Genomic DNA, 21574 nt, shown 5'->3' with positions numbered 1-21574 from the left:
CCCCCAGGGGAAACGCGGAGTTCGAGGATCCCGCCTCGGCGGGTCTTTTCTCAAGGGCGCCCTTTGGCCGGTGAACGGGACCTGCGGCGACTATCAGGCTTTCATGCCGAGGATACGCACGCCCGGGACGTCGGATCCGGTACTGGTGTAGAACTCCAGTACAGCGGACTGCCATTCGGAAATGGCCAGCCGGCCGTCGCCGTCGCGGTCGAGAAGGGAAAAGGCCTTGCGGGCGTCGTCGGCGCCGATTCCCGCGGCCTGCTGCGCGTTCACGAACTCGCCTTCGTCGACATAGCCGTTGCCGTCCCGGTCGGCGAGGGCGACGTGCGCCGCCACCGAGGGGCGCATGATGTCGGCAACGATTCCGGAGTCGTAGGCACTGGCGAGTGCGGCGACGAACCGGTTCTCGTCGATGCGGCCGTCGACGGGGACGCCCGCGATGTCGGCGATGCTGCGCCAGCCGTCCCGCACCCCCTCGACGAGGGCCTTCGCCCGTGCCGAGTCCGCGGGTTCGCCCAGGCCGTCGACGAGCTGCCGCGCCCGCCGGACGAAGTCGCCTTCGTCCACCCACCCGTCGCCGTCGGCGTCGTGGGCCCGGAAACGGTGGGCGTACCGCTCGCGGAGCACCTCGCTGGTCATGGTCCGTCGCCTTTCCCTGGGGATCTGTCCGCCATGGGCGACTATACGGATTTCGTCCCGTCCGGCACGTCGGGCACCGCGGCCGGAAGCAGGCCGGTCGGGCAGTCGATCAGTCGGTCAGTCGGTCAGGTCCGTGACGAACTTGCGGACGCGGCCGCGCACGACAGGGGTCACGCCGTGGATGAGGTGCGCGCCGTAGGCGACGGCCACACCGGCCGGGGCGTGGGCGGTCCAGCGGCTGGTGGGGGCCGCCTCCAGCCAGCCGGCCTCCTCCGCGTGCTCGCGGACGGCGGCGGCCTGGTGCGAGAGGCAGCGGGTGAGGGGCGTTCCCGGTACATAGCCCTCGGACTCGCCCACCAGGGCACCGGTCCACGGCAGGGGGCTGGAGGTCGTCTCGATGTAGAACAGGCCGCCCTGTTCGGCGTCGCCGATTGTCACGCCGATCCGGCCGATGCGGCGCGGTGATGCCGCGGGGGCGGGGATGCCGTCGAGGTGGGTGGGCACCTTCTGCCCCTCCCCCAGTTCCGTGAACCCCCAGGCGGCAGCGGCCCGGACGGACGGCATGGCCCGGCGGACGGCCGGCAGGGCCCGCGCGGTGGCGACCTGCAGGATGTCCTCGGCGTCCACGGGCGCCGGGAGGACCTCCGCCTGACGGGCGGGCGGCCAGGCGGCGCTCCGCAGCTCGATGTCCATGATCTTGTTCAGCTGGGCGAGCTCGTCCGCGGCCAGGAAGTCCTCGACCGTCTGGACCATCAGGGTTTCGCTGATGTGGATCACGTTGCCTCCTGGGCCGGGCAGGCGCCGGGCCGGCGCGGGACCCCACCACCGTGCGCCCGGGGGCAGCCCCGCACAAGGAGCACAACCGGCCGCGCCGGGGCTGCGCGCTGCAGGCGCAGCCCAGGCGGACGGCCGGGACGGAGGACTCAGACGGAGAACTCAGACAGAGGACTCAGGCGGAGGGCTCCGCCGCGCCGTCGCGGACGGCCGCGGCGAGCACCTTGGCGAGGTCGGTGAGGGAGGTCCGCAGCTCCGGGCTCACGGGCAGGCCGTCGGGGCCGAACGCCGAGTAGGCCTGGGCGATGCACAGTTCGGGGCCGACGACCTCGGCACCGCACGCGGTCAGGACCTTGCGCAGCTCGGCCTGGGCCCACTTGGCGCCGAAGCCGCTGGGGCTGGCGCCGATGACGGCGACGGTCCTGCCGGCGAGGACGCCCTTGCCGTGCGGGCGGGAGGCCCAGTCGAGCGCGTTCTTGAGCTGGCCGGGGAGGGAGGAGTTGTACTCGGGGGTGGCGAAGAGCAGGGCGTCGGCCCCGGTGACGGCCTCGCGCAGCGCGAGCACGGCCGCGGGCGGCGCGTCCTCCTCGTCCTGGTTGTACGGCGGGACGGCGGCCAGGCCGTTCCACACCTCCAGTTGCACCTCGGCACCGGCGAGCGCGGCGACCGCACGGAGCGCCGCGGTGTTGAAGGATTCGGAACGAAGGCTGCCGGATATGCCGAGCACCCGGACGGGGCCGGTGGAGAGGTCACCGGTGGGGAGATCAGTCGCATTCATGAGTTTGATCTTGCCGGATCCGCCGGATGATCTGTCAAGTCTCCACAGAACCAAGGGATGTCACACGGCCACCCAGGTCCACGACGCCGCCGGGCCGGCAGCGCGTCAGGATCCGGGACGCGACGCCCTGGCGGATCTCCAGCGACCGGCCGAGTTCCGCCGTGAGCGTCAGGGCCGCGGCTCCGGTGGCCTCGTCCTCGGCGATGCCGTCGCCGCGGCGCGGGAAGCCCCGGGCGCGGACCCGCCCCCGCTCCTCGTCCTCCCAGGCCCAGGCGTACAGCCAGCCCTCGCCAGGCGGCGGGGCGGGCAGCGCGTCGACCTCGGCGACCGAGGCGAACTGCTGCGTGCGCCGCCCGGACGCCCATGCGGCCCGTGCACGGATCCAGACGGTCTCCTCCTCCCGCCACACCGGGACCTCCCCGGCCGGCGGCCGAAGCACCGCCACCTCGTACCCCCGCTGCCACAGCAGCCACGCGGTCCCCACCAACGGATGCCCGGCGAAGGGCAGTCGGGTACCGGGCGTGTAGATGTCGACCGCACCGCGCACCGCATCGTCCACGAACGCCGTCTCGCTGTAGCCGAGTTGCGCGGCGAGCCGCTGCCGCCGCTCCGGGCCGGGGACGGACGGGCCGTCGAGCACGACACCGAGCGGATTCCCGCCCTCCGCGCGACCCGGCGGACCGGCGAAAACACGCACCACTGCTATGTCCGGATCAACCATGGCGCGATTCAACCATCAGGGCGCCGACCCCGCACCCTCCTTTGTACCTATCGGTATGTACACTGCGATCATGAGCACGGCGGAACGACTCATCGAGACCACCCGCGAACTCCTCTGGGAGCGCGGCTACGTGGGCACCAGCCCCAAGGCCATCCAGCAGCGGGCCGGAGCGGGACAGGGCAGTATGTACCACCACTTCTCCGGCAAGCCGGACCTCGCGCTCGCCGCGATCCGGCGCTCGGCGGAGGAGATGCAGGCCAAGGCGGAACAGCAGTTCTGCGGGCCGGGCACGGCCCTGGAGCGGCTCACCGCCTACCTGCGCCGCGAGCGCGAGGTCCTCAAGGGCTGCCCGATCGGCCGGCTCACGCAGGATCCCGACGTCATGGCCGACCCCGAGCTGCGCCGGCCCGTCGACGAGACCTTCGCGTGGCTGCGCGGCCGGCTCACCGGGCTCCTGACGGAGGCCCGCGAACAGGGCGAGCTGCCTGCGGCCCTCGATCCGGCGGGCACGGCGTCGACGGTGGTCGCCGTGCTCCAGGGCGGCTATGTGCTGGCCCGCGCGGCCGGTTCGGACGAGCCCTTCCACCAGGCCGTCGACGGCATTCTCGGCCTGCTCGCCGGACACACCACGGCACCTGCACCTGCCCCGGCCCCTTCCCACGACCACTGACGAGAGCCGACGAGGGACACAGTCACCCATGTACGCACAGCAGTACGAGATCACCCTGCCCGCCGACTACGACATGGGCACCATCCGCACCCGGGTCGCGAAGGCCTCCCACATTCTGGACGACCGGGCCGGACTGGGCCTCAAGGCCTACGTCATCCGCGAGCGGGGCGTCGACGGCTCCCAGGTCAACCAGTACGCACCGATGTACCTGTGGCACGACACCGGGCGGATGAGCGAGTTCCTGGTCGGCCGCGGCGGTTTCCAGAACATCATCGGGTCCTTCGGCCGGCCGGCCGTGCACCACTGGGCCGGCATCGCCTGCGAGGCGGGACCGGCCCGGGCCGCCGCGCCGAAGGCGGCCTCCCGGCGCCTGACCCCGATGCCGGACGACGCCGACCCGGCCGCCGTCGTCGACACGGCGCTCGGCGAACTCGCCGGTCTGGCCCGCACCGACGGGGTGCACACCGCCGCCCTCGCCTTCGACCCCCGGCACTGGCAGCTGCTGCTGTTCGTGCTGTGGGAGCAGGCCGTGGCCCCGGACCACCACGCGACCGAGCGGTACGAGGTCCTGCACCTGTCCACGCCGCACCTGGACGAGATCCCACGGGGACGGCACTGGTAGACACCCGGTATTTGTCTACAAATCTCTCTGGTGACCGATGACGGAGCGGCACGGCATCACCGCCCAACTCCCCGGCCCCGGATGGCGGGTTCCCGATTGCGGGGTCACGGAGCCCGGCGGAGGGTGATCGAAAAGATCCCTCCGCTCGAAGGAGTACGTCGATGGGTGCCTCCTGCAGAACCCGGTTCCTCCTGGCCAGTACCGTGTGCGGCGCGCTCGCCCTGGGCACGGCGCACTACACGGCCACCGCTGTCAGCGCGCCCCCGGCACAGAAACCCGTGGCGGAGACACGGCACTCCGAGCCACGGCACTCCGTCCCCGTCCCGTCGCCCGCGGCCCTGCGTTCGGCCGCGGGCGACAGCATGAAGGCCATCGACTCCAACAGCATCACCAAGGAGTCCAACGACGCCGCGGCCGCCTGCAACAACCGCGTCCAGCGCGCCGAACCGGAGCGCAGGCGGTGCGCCGCGCTCCAGGAACACCTGGGAGACCTGGGCCGGGCCCGCGCCGGGCTGGACCGGCTGTCCACGGCCGAGCACCCGGACGTCGACGCGGTCGGCAGGGCGACCACGGACGCGGTCACGGCCACGGTCCACCTCGCCCAGGACCGGCAGGCGATGCGCAGCGGCGGGCGGGAGCACCCGGGCGACGGCGCTGCGAGTGGCCTGCTCGGGACGTTGCAGAGCCTGCTGCAACCGCTGGTCAACTCCCTGGGCCGACTGGTGGGCGGGGTCCCGAGCATCGTCAACGGACTGACCGGACTGCTGGCCTCCCTGCTGGGAGGACTGGGAGGCCGCTGACAACTCCCCGGCGCAGCAGGCATTCCACGCCCGTTCCGTCACCCCCGCATCCGCGGTAGGCCAAATTCCGGAAAAGCCCCGCACCCGCAGCAGGGGTCGTGCCGTTACAGGCGGTACGAACGCCAGGTATCGAGGAGTACTGGTGAGCCTGCTGCGAAAGATCCGTGACACCGGCCGCGTGGCCCGGCCCGCCCCTCCGGCGCCGCAGGGCGACGCGCCGCCCGTGGCCCGGGAGTTGCGCGGGTCGGCGCAGGTGCGGTGCGTGGACGCGGGTTCGTGCAACGGATGCGAGATCGAGATCGGCAACGCCTTCGGCCCGGTGTACGACGCCGAGCGCTACGGCGCCCGGCTGGTGGCCTCCCCCCGGCACGCCGACGTGGCCCTGGTGACGGGACCGGTGACCCGCAACATGGACGGGCCGCTGCGCCGCACCCTCGCCGCCATGTCCGAGCCCCGCGTCGTGGTCGCGGTGGGCGACTGCGCCCTGGACTGCGGCGAGTTCGCCGGGGGGTACGGGGTCGTGGGGGCCGTCGGTGACGTGGTGCCGGTCGATCTGAAGGTGCGGGGCTGCCCGCCGTCCCCGGACGAGATCGTGGCGGCCCTGCGCACCGTGACCGGCCGGTGAACCCCGTCGGATCCGCCCTGGGCACGGCCGCGGGACTGGCCGGCTGTGGGGCGCTGGCCGGGCTGCTGCCCCGGCACCGGGCGCGGACCGTGCTCGCCGGGGTGTGCACGGCGGGCACCGGGGCGGCGGGCACCGCCGCCGGGATCGCGGCCTGCGGCGGAGCCCGCTGGTCCCTCGTCCTGCCGGGCGTCCTGCCGCTGTCCGGGCTGCACTTGGCGGTGGACGGGCTGTCGGGCCCGTTCCTGACGACCGCCGGGATCGTGATCGCGGCCGCCGCCCTCTACGGCATCGGATACGTACGGCCCAGCGCCTGTCCGGCGGATCTTCGCCCGTGGGTGCAGTGCGCCCCGTCAGGGGCGCGGGGAACTGCGCGACCGGCCACCGACGGCCTGCAGCCGACGCACCACCCCGGGGATCCGGGGCGCAGCCCCCTGGGGGCACCCCCAGCGGTAGCTGGGGGACTCGACTGCGGGCGCATCGTGGCCGGTCGCGCCCACGCGGCGGAGCCGCACAAGTCACCGGCCCGCGCCCCTGACGGGGCGCTGCGGTGCCGCGCGACGAAGATCCGCCGGACACGGCCCAGCGGCACCGGGGAGTCCGCGCGCGGGGTGCAGGCCGTGCTCCCGCTGTTCGCGCTGACCCTGCTGCTGGTCCCTACGGCCGCGTCGGTGTCCGCGTTCCTGATGCTGTGGGAGCTCATGGCGCTCACCTCGCTCGTGCTGGTGCTCGCCGGGCACCGCGAGCGCGCCGCGGTGCGGGAGGCCGGGGTCTGGTACGCGGTGATGACGCACCTGGGCCTGGTCCTGCTGCTGGCCGGGCTGGCCCGGTTCGCGGCCGGGGCGGGCGGGCAGACGTTCGCGGACCTGCGCGCGGGCGCCGCGGGGCTGCCCGGCGGGGTGCGCAGCGTGGTGTTCGTCCTCACGGCAACGGCGTTCGCGTCCAAGGCCGGTGCGGTGCCCCTGCACGTGTGGCTGCCGCGCGCCCACCCCGAAGCGCCCAGCCACGTCTCGGCGTTGATGAGTGCGGCTATGGTGCACCTGGGGGTCTACGGCATCGTCCGGGTCGGCTTCGACCTGCTGGGCGGCGGGCCCCGCTGGTGGTGGCTCGCGCTGATCGGGGCGGGCGGGCTGTCGGCGGTGTACGGGATGCTGCAGGCGGCGATGGCCTCGGACCTCAAACGCCTGCTCGCGTATTCGACGAGCGAGAACGCGGGGCTGATGCTTATCGGCGTGGGCGCGGCCGGGCTGTTCGCCGATGCGCAGCACGAGGAGCTGGCGGCCCTCGCACTGGCCGCCGCGCTGCTGCACATGGTCAACCACTCGGTCTTCAAGGCCCTGTTGTTCTGCGCGGCGGGTTCGGTACTGCGGGCGAGCGGGCTGCGGGACCTGGACCGGATGGGCGGGCTGCGGGCCCGGATGCCGCTGACGGCCGGGCTGTTCGCCGTGGGCGCGCTGGGTGCGGTGGCCCTGCCGCCGGGCAACGGCTTCGTGAGCGAGTGGCTGTTGCTGCAGTCGCTGATCCACGGTCTGGCGGTGCCGGGCGAGGTCACGTCGATCGTGCTCCCGCTGGCCTTCGCGGTGATCGCCCTGTCGGCCGGGCTGGCGGCCGCCGTGTTCGTCAAGGCCCTGGGCGTGGGCTTCTTCGCCCGGCCCCGCAGCGACCGGGCCGCCGCGGCGGAGGAGAGTCCGCCCGCCATGCTGGCCGGCATGGGCCTGCTGGCCGTGTGCTGCGCCGTCCTGGCGCTGGTGCCGGGGCTGCTCGGCCCGGCGCTGGACCGGGCGGTGGCGGTGGCCGGCTTCCCGCACGGGGCCTCGCTGTCGGGTACGGGCATCCAGGCGCAACTGGACGGCGTGGCCGCGCGGTTGTCCCCGCTGTGGGTGGTCGCCGCGCTGACGGCCGCCACGGCTGCGGCCGCCGGGCTGCCCCGGCTCGTCCGCCGCCGGCCCCGGCGCACCCGCGCCCGGCTGTGGGACTGCGGGGGCGGGGCCCCGACGCCGCGCATGGCCTACACCGCGACCTCGTTCGCGGAGCCCCTGCAGCGGGTGTTCGACGACGTGGTGGCGCCCGAGCAGGACGTGGACGTCACGCCGGTCCGCGAATCGGCCTATCTGGTCGAGCGGGTGCGCTACCGGCAGCGGGTCCCCGACCGGCTGGAGCACCGGCTGTACGGTCCCGTGCTGGCCGGGCTGTCCCATGTCGGCGCGGCTGCCCGGAGGTTGGCGAACGGCAGCGCGCACCTGTACGTCGGCTACGGCTTCTGCGGGCTGGTGACGGTGCTCCTCGCGCTGGCGGTGGGCTGGTGAGCGGCATGAGCGGTCCCGGCGTCGCGGCGGTGGCCGCGCAGGTGGCGGTCGTGACGGCCGGTGCGCCGCTGCTGGCGGGCCTGATGCGGCAGGTACGGGCGCGCCTGGAGGGGCGGGCGGGCGCGGGGATCGCGCAGCCGTGGCGCGATCTGCGCAAGCTGCTGCGCAAGGAGCCCGTCACACCGGTGGGCACGGGGCCCGCCTTCCGCGCCGCCCCGGCGCTGCTGGTCGCCACCACCGCCGTCACGGCCGCGCTGGTGCCGTTCCTCTCGACGGACACTCCCGTGGGCCGCAACGCGGACGTGATCCTGGTGGTGGCCCTGCTCGCCCTGGGCACCGTGGCCCTCGCGCTGGCGGGGCTGGACTCGGGCACGGCGTTCGGCGGGATGGGCGCCTCCCGGGAGATGACGATCGCCGCCCTGGTCGAACCGACCATCCTGCTCGCGGTGTTCGCGCTGTCGATACCGGCCCGGTCGACCAATCTGCCGGCCATCGTGGCGGGTGCCGTCGAGCAGCCGGCCCGGCTCGCCTCGCCCGCCGGGCTGCTGGCCACGGCGGCGCTCGCGGTGGCGGTGCTCGCCGAGACCGGGCGGCTGCCGGTGGACAACCCGGCCACCCACCTCGAACTGACCATGGTGCACGAGGCGATGGTGCTCGAGTACGCCGGACCCGATCTGGCCCTGGTCGAACTCGGCGCCCAGATGCGGCTGACGGTGCTGCTGGGGCTGCTGACATCGGTCTTCGCCCCCTGGGGCATCGCCACCGGGCCGTCGTGGGCGGCGCTGGCCGTGGCCCTGGCCGTGTTCGTCGCGAAAACCGCCCTGCTCGGCGCGGCGCTGGCGGCGGGCGAGGTGTTCTGGGCGAAGCTGCGGCTCTTCCGGGTCCCCGAACTCCTCGCCGGCTCCTTCCTGCTGGCGCTGCTCGCCGTGACCGCCTCGTACTTCCTGAGCGGAGAGTGAACGCGCCGTGAGCGAAGGCACGTACACCCAGCTCCTCGACCTCGCCTGCGGGGCGTTCCTGCTGGCGGCCGTCGTGGTGCTGTGGCAGCGCAAACTCACCGCGATCGTCCGGACGTTCGCCCTGCAGGGCGTCGCCCTGGCGGCGCTGCCCTTCCTGCTCGGGCTGCACGAGGCACGTGGCGAACTCATCGCCGTCGCCGCCGGGATCGGCGTGCTGCGCACCGGCGTCCTGCCGTACCTGATGCGCCGCGCCCTGGCCTCCCTCGTCCCCGCGCCCGTGACGGGGGCCGGGCACCGCTACGTGGAGAACGTCAGCGAGGCCTGGGAGACCCAGCCGCTGGTCAACGTGGCCGCTTCGCTGCTGACCGCGGCGCTGCTGACGCTGCTGGCCTACGCCGTGGCCCGGCCGCTGGTGCTGCTCGGGCCCGCGCCCGCGACCCGGGCGCTGCCGGTCGGGCTGGCGGTGATGCTGATCGGCTTCTTCGTGCTCTCCACCCGCCGCCGGGCCCTGGCCCAGGTGGTGGGCTTCCTGCTGCTGGACAACGGCATCACCGCCACCGCCTTCCTGGCCGCGTCGGGCGTCCCCCTGATCGTCGAACTGGGGGTGTCCTTCGACGTGGTGCTCGCCGTGCTCGTCCTGCAGATCCTCACCACCCGGATGCGGACCGCCTTCGGCACCACGGACATCGACGACCTGCGGGAGCTGCACGACTGATGACCCCCCTCACCTCCCAGGTCTGGCTCGCCGTGCCCGTGGCCGTCCCCCTGGCCGCCGCGGGCGTGCACGCCGCCTTCCGCCGCCGCGCGCTGTCCGCGTGGACGGGCCTGGTCTCCCCCTGCGCCGTGCTCGCCGCGGGGGTCGTGCTGGCCCGGGCGGTGCTCTCCGGCGGGCCCCCGCCGACCGCCTTCCGGGGCGTGCTGCGCGCCGACGCCCTGTCGGTGTGGATGCTGCTCGTCGTCGGCGCGGTCGCGGCCCTGGCCGGTGCCGCCGCCCCGGCCTACCTGGCGGTCGAGCGCGCGGCAGGCCGTGCGGACGCCGCAACGGCCCGCCGCTACCAGGTCCTTGTGCACGCCTTCCTGGGCGCGATGTGCGCGGCAATGCTGGCCGCCAACCTCGGGGTGCTGTGGGTGGCCATCGAGGCCACCACGATCGTCACGGCGTTCCTCGTCGGCCACCGGCGCACCCGCGCCTCCGTCGAGGCCGCGTGGAAGTACGTGGTGATCTGCTCGGCCGGCATCGCCCTGGCGTTCCTCGGGATCGTGCTGCTCTACTACGCGGCGCGGGCCGCGCAGGTCCCCGAGGCGCAGGCGCTGGACTGGCCGGCCCTCGTCGCGCACGCGGACCGGCTGGACCCGTCGGTCACCCGGCTCGCCACCGCCCTGGTGGTCCTGGGGTTCGGCGCCAAGGCGGGCCTGGTGCCGCTGCACGCCTGGCTGCCGGACGCGCACAGCCAGGCGCCGGCCCCGGTGTCCGCGCTGATGTCCGGGGTCCTGCTGTCGGTCTCGTTCACGGCCGTCCTGCGCTGCAAGGCCGTCGCCGACCTGGTGCTCGGCCCCGGCTACACCCGGACGCTGCTGGCCGCAACGGCCCTGCTGACCCTGGCACTTGCGGTCGCGCTGCTGCTCGCCCAGCGCGACTACAAGCGGATGCTGGCGTATTCGAGCATGGAGCACATGAGCCTGATCGCGCTGGGCGCCGCCGTCGGCACCCCGCTCGCGATGTCCGCCGCGCTGCTGCACATCGCCGGGCACGGGCTGGCCAAGACCGTGGCCTTCTGCGCCTCGGGGCACGTGCTGCAGCTGCGCGGCACCACCCGGATCGGGCGGGTGCGCGGGCTGCTGGCCCGGGCCCCCGGCCTCGGGACCGCGTTCGGGCTGTCCGTGCTGGCGCTGCTGGCCCTGCCGCCGTCCGGCCTGTTCGCCTCCGAACTCGCCCTGGCCCGGGCCGCGTTCGCCGCCCGCTTCGGCTGGGCCGCGGCCGTCGTCCTGCTCCTGGTGCTGACGGCCTTCGCCGCGCTCGCCGTGCGCACGGCCGCGATGCTCTTGGGGCCCTCCCGGCTCGCCCCCGGCACCCCGGCCGTTCCGGTGCGGCTCGGTCCGGCCGCCGGGCTGCCGCTCATCGTGGGGCTGGCCGCCTGCGCCGTCCTCGGGGTGGCCGCGGGACCGCTGACCGACCTGCTGTCCGCCGCCGCGCTCCCGGGAAGGCCCTGACCCGTGCGATCCCTCTCCGCGCCCCGCGAGATCACCGACATCGGCCCCGGCGAGCTCGTCCACCGGGCGGGCGCCCTGCTGCGCGAGGGGCACCGGCTCGCCCTGGTCGCCGCCCACCACGACGACGAGGCGGCACCGGGCGGCCGGGCCGTGCGGGTGGTCTACCTCTTCGTGGCGGGACCGCCGGACGTGCGCACCGAACTGCACGTCCGCCTGGACCCGGAACACCCCGAAGTGCCCTCCCTGGCACCGCTGTCCTTCCCCGCCGGCCGCTTCGAGCGCGAGATGCGGGACCTGCACGGGGTCGTCCCGCTGGACCACCCGCTGCCCCGGCGCCTGGTACGGCACTTCCACTGGCCCAAGGGCTGGTACCCGATGTGCCCGGACGCCGGCCCGCCGCCGGAGTTCGGCGAGCCCGAAGGGCCGTACCCGTTCCTGGAGGTCGAGGGCGACGGCGTCTACGAGATCCCGGTCGGCCCCGTGCACGCCGGGCTCATCGAGCCGGGCCACTTCCGGTTCTCCGTCGTCGGCGAGACGATCCTCAAGCTCAAGGCCCGGCTGTGGTTCGTGCACAAGGGCATCGAGAAGCTCTTCCAGGGCCGCGACCTCGCGGGCGGCCTGGCGCTGGCCGAGCGCATCAGCGGCGACACGGCCGTCGGGCACGCCCTCGCGTACTGCCTCGCCGTCGAGGAGGCCGCCGGCATCCGGGCGCCGCGCGCCGCGCAGCGGGCCCGCGCGCTGCTGCTGGAGCTCGAACGCCTGCACAACCACGTCGCCGACCTCGGGGCGCTGTGCAACGACGTCGGCCACTCCGTGCTCAACTCCCAGGCCCAGCGCGTCCGCGAGACCCTGCTGTGCCTCAACCAGCAGGTCACCGGGCACCGGCTGCTGCGCGGCGCCGTGCTGCCGGGCGGCGCCCGGCTGCGGGCCGTGCCGGAGCCCGCGCGGATGCGGGCGATCCGCAACGACATCCGGGAGATCGCCGACCTGGCGCTGGGCCACGGAGGGGTCCGCGACCGCTTCACCGGCACGGCCCGGCTCCCCGCGCAGGCCGCCCGCGACCTCGGCTGCCTGGGCTGCGTCGCCCGGGCCAGCGGCCTGCCCGCCGACGCCCGCACCGACCACCCCTTCCACGAGGAGGCCGCACCGCCCGCCGTCCCCGTGCACTCCGCGGGCGACGTGCTGGCCCGGTTCCTGGTCCGGGCCGAGGAGATCGACGCCTCCGTCGACGTGATCGTGCACCTGGCCGCGGGGCTGCATCCCGGCCTGTCCGTCCACGACCCCTACCCCGGCGGCGCCCGGCCCGCGGGGTCCGGCGTGGGGATCGTCGAGGGCTGGCGCGGCACCATCGCCACCCGCGTCGAGGTCGCCGCCGACGGCACGCTGACCCGGGTGAAGCCGGTGGACCCGTCGTTCTTCAACTGGCCCGCCCTGCCGGTGGCGCTCGCGGACACGATCGTCCCCGACTTCCCCCTGACCAACAAGAGCTTCAACCTGTCCTATGCGGGCAACGACCTCTGACCGGTCAGTCGTGCGGGACCACGGCGACCGGGCAGGACGCGTGGTGCACGCACGCCTGGACCACCGCTCCCAGGCGGGGCGTCAGCGCGGTGCGGTGCCTGCGCCGGCCGACCACCACCAGGTCGGCGCCCTCCGCGGCCTGGACGACCGCGCGGGCCGGGCTCTCCAGCCGGACGATGCCGGTCGCGGGCAGGTCGGGGTAGGTCGCGCGCCAGGAGCGCAGCGCGGCCGACAGCCGCCCCCGCGAGTCGTGACTCAGCTCCTCGGCCACGTCGGGGTCGACGCCCCACGGCGCGTACGCCTGCACCGGCAGGGACAGCCCGTGCACGGCCCTCAACGGCACCCCGCGCCCGGCGGCCGCTCCGAACGCGAACGCGAGCACCTCGTCGCCGCCCGGGCCATGCAGCCCGGCCCCCACGACCACGCCGCCCCCGTGTGCGGGCGACGGCCCTTCGTCCCGCGCCCCGGCGCGCACCAGCACCACCGGGCGCTCGGCCCGGCCCGCGACGTGCAGGCCCACGTCGCCCAGGAAGAAGCTCGAGACGCGGTCCAGTCCGCGGGAGCCCAGGACGGTCATCGTCGACTCCGCCGCGGCCTTCAGCAACGCCGTCGCGGGCTCCTCCGCCACCAGTTCGTCGACGATGTGCAGATCGGGGTGGCGCTCCTGGACCTCGGTGTGCGCGGCGCGCACGAGGCGCTTCGCCCAGTAGTCCTGGTCGTTCTCACGGGCGACGTTGCGCGGCTGCGCCACCAGCAGGATCCAGGCGTGCAGCAGGCGCAGGGCCGCCCCGCGCCGCTCGGCCTCGCCGGCCGCCCAGTGCGCGGCGGCCAGGCTCTCGGGCGAGCCGTCGAGTCCCACGGTGATGGGTGCCGGTTCCATGGGTCCGCCTCCGTCCGGTCCGCGGCGGCCCCTGCACGGCGCACGGCCGCCGTCCTGCTTCCAGTGTCGGCCCGCAGCGGACAAGAGGGGACGACGTTCCCCGTGACGTCGCGCGCGTCTGCCCCGACCATGGAGGGAAGACCGCTGCGCCGGGCTCAGGGAGGCACCACCATGAACCTGCGAGGCAGGCACAGCACACCCGGGTCCGGTCCCGCCGGCCACGGCCCGGGCGGGGGCGAGGACACCCTGTGGCGCCCCTCCGACCGGCTGCAGGCCCGGCTCAACGCCTGCCTGACCGCGCTCCTCCTGCTCGCCCTGCCCACGGCGGCGCCCGCGGTGGGCAAGGCGGTGTACGACACCCAGCTGCACACCGTCCGGGCACAGGCGGCGGACCGGCACCAGGTCACCGGCCGGCTGACGGCGCACCCCCAGGGAACCCCGCAGTCCCTCTCGGTGACCGGCGCCCGGCTGGACGACGCCCCCGTCTCCTGGACGGACGCGGCGGGCCGCAAGCACACGAGCATCGCCAAGGTGGCCACGGGGACGCCCACGGGCGCGTCCGTACGCATCTGGGTCGACCGCAGCGGGTCCGTCACCGACCCCCCGATGCCCGTGGAGTCCGCGGTGCTGACCGGCTGGGTGGCGGGCGGCATGACGGCCAGTGCGCTGGTCGTGCTCTCGCTCGGCGCCCGGGCGGCCGTCGCGGCCGTGCTGGACCGCAGGCGGTACGCGCAGTGGGAGGCGGAGTGGACCGAGCTGGAGCCCAAGTGGTCGAGGGGGCCGAGCAGTTGAGCGGAGGCGACGACGATGACGCCGTCCGGTGACCTCGTGACCACGGCCTGGGTGGTCGACCGCACCGCCCCCGCCGCCGAGCACCCGCTGCGCCGCGTGCAGCGCCCTCTGCCGCCGCTCGGGCCGTCCGGGCTGCTGATCGACGTGCACGCGTGCGGGGTGTGCCGCACCGATCTGCACCTCGCCGAGGGGGACCTGCCGCCGCACCTGCCGCGGTGCACGCCCGGGCACGAGATCGTCGGCCGGGTGCTGGCCGCCGGGCCGCAGGCGCAGGGCTTCGCCCCGGGCAGCCGGGTGGGCGCGGCCTGGCTCGCGGAGACCTGCGGCACGTGCCCGTACTGCCGTTCCGGGCGCGAGAACCTCTGCCCGCACTCGCGGTACACCGGCTGGGACCTGCACGGCGGCTATGCGGAACACACCGTCGTCGACTCCCGGTTCGCCTACCGCCTGCCCGAGGGACCGCCCGACGAGGAACTGGCGCCCCTGCTGTGCGCGGGCATCATCGGCTACCGCGCGCTGCAGCGCGCCGAGCTGCCGCCCGGCGGCAGGCTCGGCATCTACGGATTCGGCGCCTCCGCCCATCTGACGGCCCAGCTGGCCATCGCCCGGGGCGCCACCGTCCACGTCCTCACCCGCGCCCCGGCGGCGCAGCGCCTGGCCCTCGGCCTGGGCGCGGCGTCGGCGCGCGGTGCCTACGACGCCCCGCCCGAACCCCTCGACGCGGCGATCCTGTTCGCCCCGGTCGGTGACCTCGTCCCCGTCGCCCTGGCGGCCCTCGACCGCGGCGGCACGCTGTCGGTGGCGGGCATCCACCTCACGGACATTCCGCCGCTGGTCTACCAGGACCACCTTTTCCAGGAGCGCACCCTGCGCAGCGTCACCGCCAACACCCGCGCGGACGGCAGCGCCTACCTCGCCGAGGCGGCCCGACACCGGCCCGTCGTCCATGTGCAGCGCTATCCGATGAGCCGGGCCGACGAGGCGCTGGCGGATCTGGCGGCCGACCGCATGACCGGCGTCGGTGTACTGATCGCCGACTGACACCGCGGGTAGGGAGGACGGTGAGAAGAGGAGGAGGTGCCGTGTGCGCGACCCCGGACCCGCCATCGAGATCCGCTCCCTGACCAAACGCTACGGCCGGACCACCGGCGTCGAGGGCATCGACATCGCCGTCGCGGCGGGCGAGGTCTTCGGCTTCCTGGGGCCCAACGGGGCGGGCAAGACCACCACCATCCGCTGTCTGGTGGGGCTGCTGCGGCCGACGTCGGGCAGCGTGCGGCTGCTCGGCCACGACCCGGTGGACGGGCACCGCGAGGTGGCGCCGCGGCTCGGCTACGTGCCGGGCGAGCTGCGCTTCTATCCCGAGCTCACGGGGGCGCGGACGCTGGGCCTGCTCGCGAGCCTGCAGGGGGCGCCGTCACCGCGGCGGGCGGAGCTGTGCGAGCGGCTGGGGCTCACGGCCGCGGACTTGGCGCGCACGGTCGGGGAGTACTCGCGCGGGATGAAGCAGAAGCTCGGCCTGGTGCAGGCGCTGCAGCACGATCCGGAGCTGGTGGTGCTGGACGAGCCGACCGAGGGCCTCGATCCGCTGGTCCAGGAGACGTTCTACGAGCTGCTGGCCGAGGCCGCGGCGGCCGGGCGCACGGTGCTGCTCTCCAGCCATGTGCTGCCGGAGGTGCAGCGGACCTGCGGCCGGGTGGCGATCGTGCGGCAGGGGCGGCTGGTCACGGTGCAGTCGGTGGCGGAGCTGCGCCGGGCACGGGCCCGCAGGGTGCGGCTGGCGTTCGCCGACGGGCAGGGGGAACGGCCGCTTCCGGGGGCGGAGCGCTGGTCGCCGCGGTGGACCGGGAACCAGGCCGAGCTGCTGGTCCCGCCGCACGAGGTGGTGGACGCCCTGCGCGGGCTGCTGGCGCTGCCGGTGGCGGATCTGACCGTCGAGGAGGCGGGCCTGGACGAGGCCTTCCTGGACCTCTACCGGACTCCCGTGGAGGAGGCATGAGGGACCGTTTCCCGCTGCTGTGGCTGGCGTTGCACCGGAGGCGCCGGATGCTGACGGCGCTGGTGCTCGGCATGGCGGTCTTCGAGCTGCTCATCGTGGTGATCGCCGGCGCCGTACCGCACGGGCAGGCGTTCGGCGGCGACGGCGGGCGGACCCCGCCGAGCGCGTTCAAGGCGTTCTCCGGCTCCACCGGCAGCGTGTCGATCGGCAGTTACCCGGGGCTGCTCGGCGCGGGGCTGACCCACCCGTTCTGGATCGCCCTGCAGGTGACGGCCGTCGCCTCGCTGTCGGCGGCCGCGGTGGCCGCCGACGTGGAGTCCGGGACGATCGAGCTCGTGGTCGTACGGCCCGTCTCCCGGGCCAGGCTGCTGGCCGAGCGCACGGCGGCCCCGGTGCTGGTCGCCCTGGTGCTCAATGCAGTGGCCACGCTCACGGTCGCCGCGGGTGTGGCCCTCTCGCCGGACATGCACCACGACGTGCCCCTGCGCGGGGTGTTCATCGCGGGGCTGCTGGGCTGCGGGCTGACGTTCTGCCTCCTGGGCCCGGCGCTGGCCGTCTCGGCGGCGGCACGGCGCCGGGCGCACGTCCTCGGTGCGGCCATCGCCCTGGGCGCCGTGGGCTTCGCGCTGAACTTCGTCGCCCTGGCCTGGTCGAAGGCGGCTCCGCTGCGCTATGCCAGCCCGTTCCACTACTACACGCCGGGCGACATCCTGGCCCACCCGACCGTCCCGTGGGGCTCGCTGGGCGTGCTGTGCGGGGTCGGGGCGGCGGGGGTCGCGGCGGCGTTCGCCTTGCTGCACCGCCGGGATCTTGCACCGTAGGGCCCCGTAGCCGTAGCGCCCCGTCAGGGGCGCGGGGAACTGCGCGAGCAACCACGACGCGCCCGCAGCCGAGGTTCCCGGCGGGCGCAGCTGTGGCCGGTCGCGCCCACGCGGCGGAGCCGCATATGTCAACAGCCCCGCGCCCCTGACGGGGCGCTACCACCAGCCGGGTGGCACGGCGCGGAGGACGACTGCGGGGCGCCGCGCAGCGGGAAGAGGCACGGTGTGCCCGAGCTTCCCGACCCCCTGACGACCCTGGTGCGGCGCGGCAGGGAGCCCGCGGTCGTGCAGACGGTGCGCTCCACGCTGGCCGCGGTGATCTCGTACGTGGTGGCGCTGCAGCTGAGCCGGGAGCCGCTGCCGCTGACCGCGCCGCTCACGGCGCTGCTCGTGGTCCAGGTGACGCTCTATTCGACGCTCACGACGAGCATCCGCCGGGTCAACTCGGTGGTGGCGGGCGTGCTGATCGCCATCGGCTTCAGCGTGCTGGTGGGCCTGACCTGGTGGAGCCTGGGGCTGATCATCCTGGCCTCGCTGGTCATCGGACGGTTCGTCCGGGTGGGCGAGTTCGTCCCCGAGGTGGCCATCAGCGCGATGCTGGTGCTGGGTGTCACCCAGGTGACGCAGACGGCGTGGGACCGGGTCCTGGAGACGCTGATCGGCGCGGTCGTGGGCCTGATGTTCGACTTCCTGTTCGTGCCGCCGGTGTGGGTGCAGCCGGCGGGCGAGGCCATCGAGGAGCTGGCCCGGCGCATGCGGGACCTGCTGCTGGACATCGGGCGGGAGATCAGCGGGCACATGCCCGTCGAGGAGGCCGCGGCCCGGCTGCACGCGGCCCGCCGGCTGGACCACGACATCGTGCAGGTGGACGCCTCGTTGCGGCAGGCCGAGGACAGTCTGCGGCTCAACCCCCGGGTCAAGGAAGGGCTGTTGTTCCGCGTGGTGCTGCGGACGGGGCTGGACGCCCTGGAGATCGCCGCCGTGGTGCTGCGGGTGTCGGCCCGTACGCTCACCGACCTGGCCAAGGAGCGCAGGGACGAGCCGCTGTTCCCGGAGGACGTGGCCGCCGCCCTGGAGGAGGTGTTCGGCCATCTCGCCCGGGCCGTCGAGAGCTTCGCGGTGCTGATCACCACACAGGTGCGGGACAGCGCCGAGGAGGCCGAGGCCCGGTTCGCCCGGGAACTGGCCGCCGGGCGCAGCAGTCGCGACCGGGCCGCCGATCTGCTGCTGGCGCGGATGCGGGAGCACCCGCGCCAGTGGCAGCTGCACGGTGCGCTGCTGGCCGAGATCGACCGGATCCTGGACGAGCTGGACGTGGAGAAGCGGTCCGAGCGGCTGGTGGAGGAGCTGGACCGGCACTCCCGCGAACAGCACGACAGGCACCCGGTGGTGAACGGGATCAGGCGCCGGCTGCGCAGCAGCCGCTACGGCTGGCGGAGCAGCCGCGGGGGCTAGCGCCCCGTCAGGGGTGCGGGGCGGTGACATATGCGGCTCCGCCGCGTGGCCGCGACCAGCAGCGCCCCGTCAGGGGTGCGGGGAACTGCGCGACCAGCCACGACGCGCCCGCAGCCGAAGTTCCGGGGGGCTCGTCGACTGCAAGCCGTCGGTGGTTGCTCGCGCAGTTCCCCGCACCCCTGACGGGGCGAAGACCCTGCCGGGACGACAAGCGTCCCGGCAGGCCGGCGTACCGGTGCATGCCGCCGTCAGGCGAGCGCGGCCTCGCGGCCGTGGTTCCGGCTGATGTTCTTCTCCAGCAGGCCCAGGCACTCGGCGACGCCGATGCTGGAGGAGGTGAACTCCGGGAGCCTGCCGTCGTCCTGCTTGAGCCGGACCATCGCCGCGTCCATCGCGGACTGCGCGGCGAACAGGCACGGCGTGCTGTAGATGGCCACGTCCACGCCGAGCTCGGTCAGTTCGGGCAGCGACAGGCGGGGCGACTTGCCGCCCGCGATCTGGTTGAACAGCAGCGGCTTGTCGCCGATGACGTCGCGGACCTTGCGGATCCAGTCCACGCTGCGGACGCCGTCGACCAGGACGACGTCGGCGTCGGTGGCCGCGAGCGCCTTGGCGCGGCGCAGGATCTCGGCCTCCTCCGTGGCGTCGGTGCGGGCGACGACGACGAGGTCGCGGCGGGCGTCGAGCACCATGTGGAGCTTCTCGAGGTACTCCTCCAGCGGCAGGATCTGCTTGCCGTCCACGTGGCCGCAGCGGCGGGGGCGCTTCTGGTCCTCCAGGATCACCCCCGAGGCGCCGATGGCCTCGAGGTGCTGCACGGTGTGGCAGGCGGTCTCGGGGTCGACGTAGCCGTCGTCGATGTCGACGAGCAGGTGCTGTTCGGGGAAGGCCAGCCGCAGCCGCTGGACGAAGGCGACGATGTCCGGCCAGGCGATGAAGCCGATGTCGGGCAGGCCGTAGTGGGACGCGGCGAAGCCGAAGCCGGAGATGAACATGCCGTCGTAGTGCTGGGCGGAGACCGAGGCCGAGAGCATGTCGAAGACGCCGATGAGCGGGGTCGTGCCGTCCGCGGCTATGGCGGTACGTAGTCGGGCGGGGTGATTCACGGTACCCTCCGAAGACTGGAGTTCACCGACATGTCGCGCCGGTTTCCGCCGCCAAGCTGTTGACCGGAGCGGGGATGTCGGTGAACTGAGGAGCCCGGGGGGTGCGTGCCGTCGTGCGAGGGCGCGCACCCCGGGGGTGCTGGGGTGTGTTCCCGGAGGCTAGTCAAAGCTTTGGCAATGAAACAATAGCGACCGCGTAAAACCCTTAACGTTGCGCTGTATTCACGCCGATCGCGACAAGCCCCGCAGCCCTGCGGGCACTTGCGGACCAGCGGCGACGAGTGCCCCACCCGCCGCCGCAAGCTGTCCGGAACCATGCACCCTCTGCGACCACTCCCCATGCCGGACGCAACGAGCGACCGCCGCCGGGGACACGCACAGGGCACGCGTCAAGTGCCGGGTTTACGGCCGTAGATGTAGACGGCGTCCCCGGTGCGGAGCAGATTCCAGTACGCCTTCGCGTCCTGCGGCCGCATGTTGACGCAGCCGTGCGAGCCGGGCGGCGCCCAGACGCTGCCGCTGATGGCGTGGAAGGCCTGCCCTCCGTCGAAGAACTGGCTGTAGGGCATGCCGACGCGGTAGAGCGACGACCAGTGGTCCCGGTCGCGCCAGTAGACCTTCTTCAGGCCGGTGCGCGTCACGTAGCCGGCCCGGCCCGACCTTATGTGCACGGGTCCGTAGGCGACCTTCCTGCCGTTCTGTATCCAGCTGACCTGCCGGGTCAGGTCGACACAGGCGATCCGCCCTTTGTTCGTGGGGCACTTGGGGCCGACCGCCGCCTGTGCGGTGCCGCCCACGGCCACCGTCAGGGGGACGGTCAGTGCCGCCGCCCCCAGCAGGACGCCCAGCCGTCGCCCGGCTGTCGCACGCCGTTTTCTTGTCATGAGCAGTAAGACAATGAACGGCGCTGAAAGGTTGTACGACGCATCGGCGAACGCACCCTACGACAGGGGGCGTTCGCCGCTCACCCGGCCGGGAAACGCGTGCGCGCCGAGGTGCACCAGCAACGGCGGCATCTCGGCGCTTTCGGACTGCTCGATCTACGGGACCGGCGCGGTGGTGCCAGCACCGCCACCCACGCCCCGGAACGACAACGACGCCACAGCCACCCCCGAAGTCTCACGCCTGACCCGCTCTCAGCCGTCGGACCGCCCCTGCAGTCAACGGTACGCCGGGGTCCGGTCCCTTCTCAGCCGGTTGGCATCTTCACGCCCCCCGCCGTGCCCCCAGCAGCCTCGGCAGATGCAGGTCGAAGTGGAGCGCCCCCATGCGCACCGCGAAGACCAGCCCCATCGAGACCGCCGCCGCGGCCGTAGCCCCCGCCCCGAGCCGGTCCAGCAGCAGATAGGTGACCGCACCGGCCAGCGCCGCCGTCGCGTACACCTCTTCCCGCAGCAGCAACGGCGGGAACTCCCCGCACAGCACATCCCGGACGACCTCACCCGTCACTCCGGTCATCACGGCCAGGATGATGACCGCGAACGGCGTGACCCCGGCGTGGATCGCCGCCCGCGCGCCGATCACCGTGACGACGGCCAGCCCCACCGCGTCCACGGTCATCAGCGAGCGGTGCGGCAGGTCCCGGTGATGCAGGAAGACCATCGTCGCCAGCGCCGTACCGGTGATGACCGCGAGCAGCACCCAGTCGTGGGTCCAGTACAGGGGTTGACGCCCGAGGATCAGGTCCCGCAGGGTGCCGCCGGAGATCGAGGCGGCGAAGGCCAGGACCAGGCCGCCGAAGGGGTCCAGCCTCGCCCGGTGCGCGGCCAGCACACCGCTGGCCGCGAACGCGGCGATCCCGACGAGGTAGAGGACGTGCAGCATCGCCGTCTCCGTTCCGGTGGTGCAGGAGGAGGGGAGAGAGCGGCACGCCGTCGTCCGCAACCCGACCGGCCCAC

General features: G+C 74.0%; 21 protein-coding genes and 1 pseudogene. 14 read left to right on the top strand and 8 right to left on the bottom strand.

Annotation, left to right across the window (positions count from 1 at the left end; genetic code table 11):
• Nucleotides 1-93: 93 nt before the first annotated feature.
• From ACMATS_RS35075 to ACMATS_RS35060, 4 genes are all read right to left on the bottom strand, one after another.
• Entirely contained in the window at nucleotides 94-639 is a 546-nt protein-coding gene (locus ACMATS_RS35075; RefSeq protein WP_414170259.1) for an EF-hand domain-containing protein, read from the bottom strand.
• Between the two features lie 117 nt (nucleotides 640-756).
• On the bottom strand, nucleotides 757-1416 hold the full coding sequence (locus ACMATS_RS35070) for a hypothetical protein (RefSeq protein WP_390775350.1): 660 nt from the start codon (nucleotides 1414-1416) through the stop codon (nucleotides 757-759).
• Between the two features lie 172 nt (nucleotides 1417-1588).
• Nucleotides 1589-2191 (bottom strand): NADPH-dependent FMN reductase, encoded by a 603-nt coding sequence (locus ACMATS_RS35065; protein ID WP_390775351.1) that lies wholly within the window; start codon nucleotides 2189-2191, stop codon nucleotides 1589-1591.
• 34 nt (nucleotides 2192-2225) lie between these two features.
• Nucleotides 2226-2912 carry a PhzF family phenazine biosynthesis protein gene (locus ACMATS_RS35060; RefSeq protein WP_414170258.1) on the bottom strand — a complete coding sequence of 229 codons (687 nt, stop codon included), beginning with the start codon at nucleotides 2910-2912 and terminating at the stop codon, nucleotides 2226-2228.
• Nucleotides 2913-2982: 70 nt separating this feature from the next.
• On the opposite strand from ACMATS_RS35060, the gene ACMATS_RS35055 reads away from it, so the two are divergent.
• The 9 genes from ACMATS_RS35055 to ACMATS_RS35015 all read left to right on the top strand — a co-directional run bounded on the left by ACMATS_RS35055 (nucleotide 2983) and on the right by ACMATS_RS35015 (nucleotide 12623).
• Nucleotides 2983-3582 carry a TetR/AcrR family transcriptional regulator gene (locus ACMATS_RS35055; RefSeq protein WP_414170257.1) on the top strand — a complete coding sequence of 200 codons (600 nt, stop codon included), beginning with the start codon at nucleotides 2983-2985 and terminating at the stop codon, nucleotides 3580-3582.
• A 28-nt stretch (nucleotides 3583-3610) separates the two neighbouring features.
• Nucleotides 3611-4204 carry a DUF4865 family protein gene (locus ACMATS_RS35050; protein ID WP_390775354.1) on the top strand — a complete coding sequence of 198 codons (594 nt, stop codon included), beginning with the start codon at nucleotides 3611-3613 and terminating at the stop codon, nucleotides 4202-4204.
• Between the two features lie 161 nt (nucleotides 4205-4365).
• Entirely contained in the window at nucleotides 4366-5004 is a 639-nt protein-coding gene (locus tag ACMATS_RS35045) for a hypothetical protein (protein ID WP_390775355.1), read from the top strand.
• Between the two features lie 142 nt (nucleotides 5005-5146).
• Nucleotides 5147-5629 carry an NADH-quinone oxidoreductase subunit B family protein gene (locus ACMATS_RS35040; RefSeq protein WP_336415860.1) on the top strand — a complete coding sequence of 161 codons (483 nt, stop codon included), beginning with the start codon at nucleotides 5147-5149 and terminating at the stop codon, nucleotides 5627-5629.
• Entirely contained in the window at nucleotides 5626-7932 is a 2307-nt protein-coding gene (locus ACMATS_RS35035; protein ID WP_414170256.1) for a proton-conducting transporter membrane subunit, read from the top strand. Before ACMATS_RS35040 ends, ACMATS_RS35035 begins: the two co-directional genes overlap by 4 nt.
• A gap of 5 nt (nucleotides 7933-7937) precedes the next feature.
• Nucleotides 7938-8891, top strand: coding sequence for a respiratory chain complex I subunit 1 family protein (locus tag ACMATS_RS35030; RefSeq protein WP_414170255.1), 954 nt, complete (start codon nucleotides 7938-7940; stop codon nucleotides 8889-8891).
• A gap of 7 nt (nucleotides 8892-8898) precedes the next feature.
• Nucleotides 8899-9606, top strand: coding sequence for a hypothetical protein (locus tag ACMATS_RS35025; RefSeq protein ID WP_336415863.1), 708 nt, complete (start codon nucleotides 8899-8901; stop codon nucleotides 9604-9606).
• Nucleotides 9606-11102 (top strand): proton-conducting transporter membrane subunit, encoded by a 1497-nt coding sequence (locus tag ACMATS_RS35020; protein ID WP_414170254.1) that lies wholly within the window; start codon nucleotides 9606-9608, stop codon nucleotides 11100-11102. Before ACMATS_RS35025 ends, ACMATS_RS35020 begins: the two co-directional genes overlap by 1 nt.
• 3 nt (nucleotides 11103-11105) lie before the next feature.
• The gene (locus ACMATS_RS35015; RefSeq protein WP_391154509.1) at nucleotides 11106-12623 is read left to right on the top strand and encodes an NADH-quinone oxidoreductase subunit C; all 1518 of its coding nucleotides are present in this window, start codon (nucleotides 11106-11108) and stop codon (nucleotides 12621-12623) included.
• 4 nt (nucleotides 12624-12627) lie between these two features.
• On the opposite strand, the gene ACMATS_RS35010 is transcribed toward ACMATS_RS35015, so the two are convergent.
• Nucleotides 12628-13503, bottom strand: a complete 876-nt coding sequence (locus ACMATS_RS35010) for a universal stress protein (protein WP_414170253.1) — start codon at nucleotides 13501-13503, stop codon at nucleotides 12628-12630.
• 171 nt (nucleotides 13504-13674) lie between these two features.
• Between ACMATS_RS35010 and ACMATS_RS35005 the strand changes: the two genes are divergently transcribed.
• From ACMATS_RS35005 to ACMATS_RS34985, 5 genes are all read left to right on the top strand, one after another.
• The gene (locus ACMATS_RS35005; RefSeq protein ID WP_391154511.1) at nucleotides 13675-14295 is read left to right on the top strand and encodes a hypothetical protein; all 621 of its coding nucleotides are present in this window, start codon (nucleotides 13675-13677) and stop codon (nucleotides 14293-14295) included.
• 15 nt (nucleotides 14296-14310) lie between these two features.
• The gene (locus tag ACMATS_RS35000; RefSeq protein ID WP_414170252.1) at nucleotides 14311-15336 is read left to right on the top strand and encodes a zinc-binding alcohol dehydrogenase family protein; all 1026 of its coding nucleotides are present in this window, start codon (nucleotides 14311-14313) and stop codon (nucleotides 15334-15336) included.
• Between the two features lie 43 nt (nucleotides 15337-15379).
• Nucleotides 15380-16294, top strand: a complete 915-nt coding sequence (locus tag ACMATS_RS34995; protein ID WP_414170251.1) for an ABC transporter ATP-binding protein — start codon at nucleotides 15380-15382, stop codon at nucleotides 16292-16294.
• On the top strand, nucleotides 16291-17115 hold the full coding sequence (locus ACMATS_RS34990; RefSeq protein WP_414170250.1) for an ABC transporter permease subunit: 825 nt from the start codon (nucleotides 16291-16293) through the stop codon (nucleotides 17113-17115). The genes ACMATS_RS34995 and ACMATS_RS34990 overlap by 4 nt, the downstream gene beginning before the upstream one ends.
• Nucleotides 17116-17340: 225 nt before the next feature.
• Entirely contained in the window at nucleotides 17341-18570 is a 1230-nt protein-coding gene (locus tag ACMATS_RS34985; protein WP_390775366.1) for an FUSC family protein, read from the top strand.
• 248 nt (nucleotides 18571-18818) lie between these two features.
• Here ACMATS_RS34985 and ACMATS_RS34980 read toward each other — a convergent pair whose 3' ends face one another.
• The 3 genes and pseudogenes from ACMATS_RS34980 to ACMATS_RS34970 all read right to left on the bottom strand — a co-directional run bounded on the left by ACMATS_RS34980 (nucleotide 18819) and on the right by ACMATS_RS34970 (nucleotide 21500).
• Nucleotides 18819-19676: an isocitrate lyase/PEP mutase family protein gene (locus tag ACMATS_RS34980; protein WP_390775367.1), complete on the bottom strand. Its 858-nt coding sequence runs from the start codon at nucleotides 19674-19676 to the stop codon at nucleotides 18819-18821.
• A 389-nt stretch (nucleotides 19677-20065) separates the two neighbouring features.
• Nucleotides 20066-20464 (bottom strand): annotated as a pseudogene (locus ACMATS_RS34975) (L,D-transpeptidase); the annotation flags it as partial.
• Nucleotides 20465-20882: 418 nt separating this feature from the next.
• The gene (locus ACMATS_RS34970; protein ID WP_414170249.1) at nucleotides 20883-21500 is read right to left on the bottom strand and encodes a trimeric intracellular cation channel family protein; all 618 of its coding nucleotides are present in this window, start codon (nucleotides 21498-21500) and stop codon (nucleotides 20883-20885) included.
• Nucleotides 21501-21574: the final 74 nt, after the last annotated feature.

It is taken from the genome of Streptoverticillium reticulum (genome assembly GCF_047456005.1).
GTDB classification, from domain to species: Bacteria; Actinomycetota; Actinomycetes; order Streptomycetales; family Streptomycetaceae; genus Streptomyces; species Streptomyces reticulum.
This window is presented reverse-complemented; position numbering and strand designations above follow the sequence as displayed.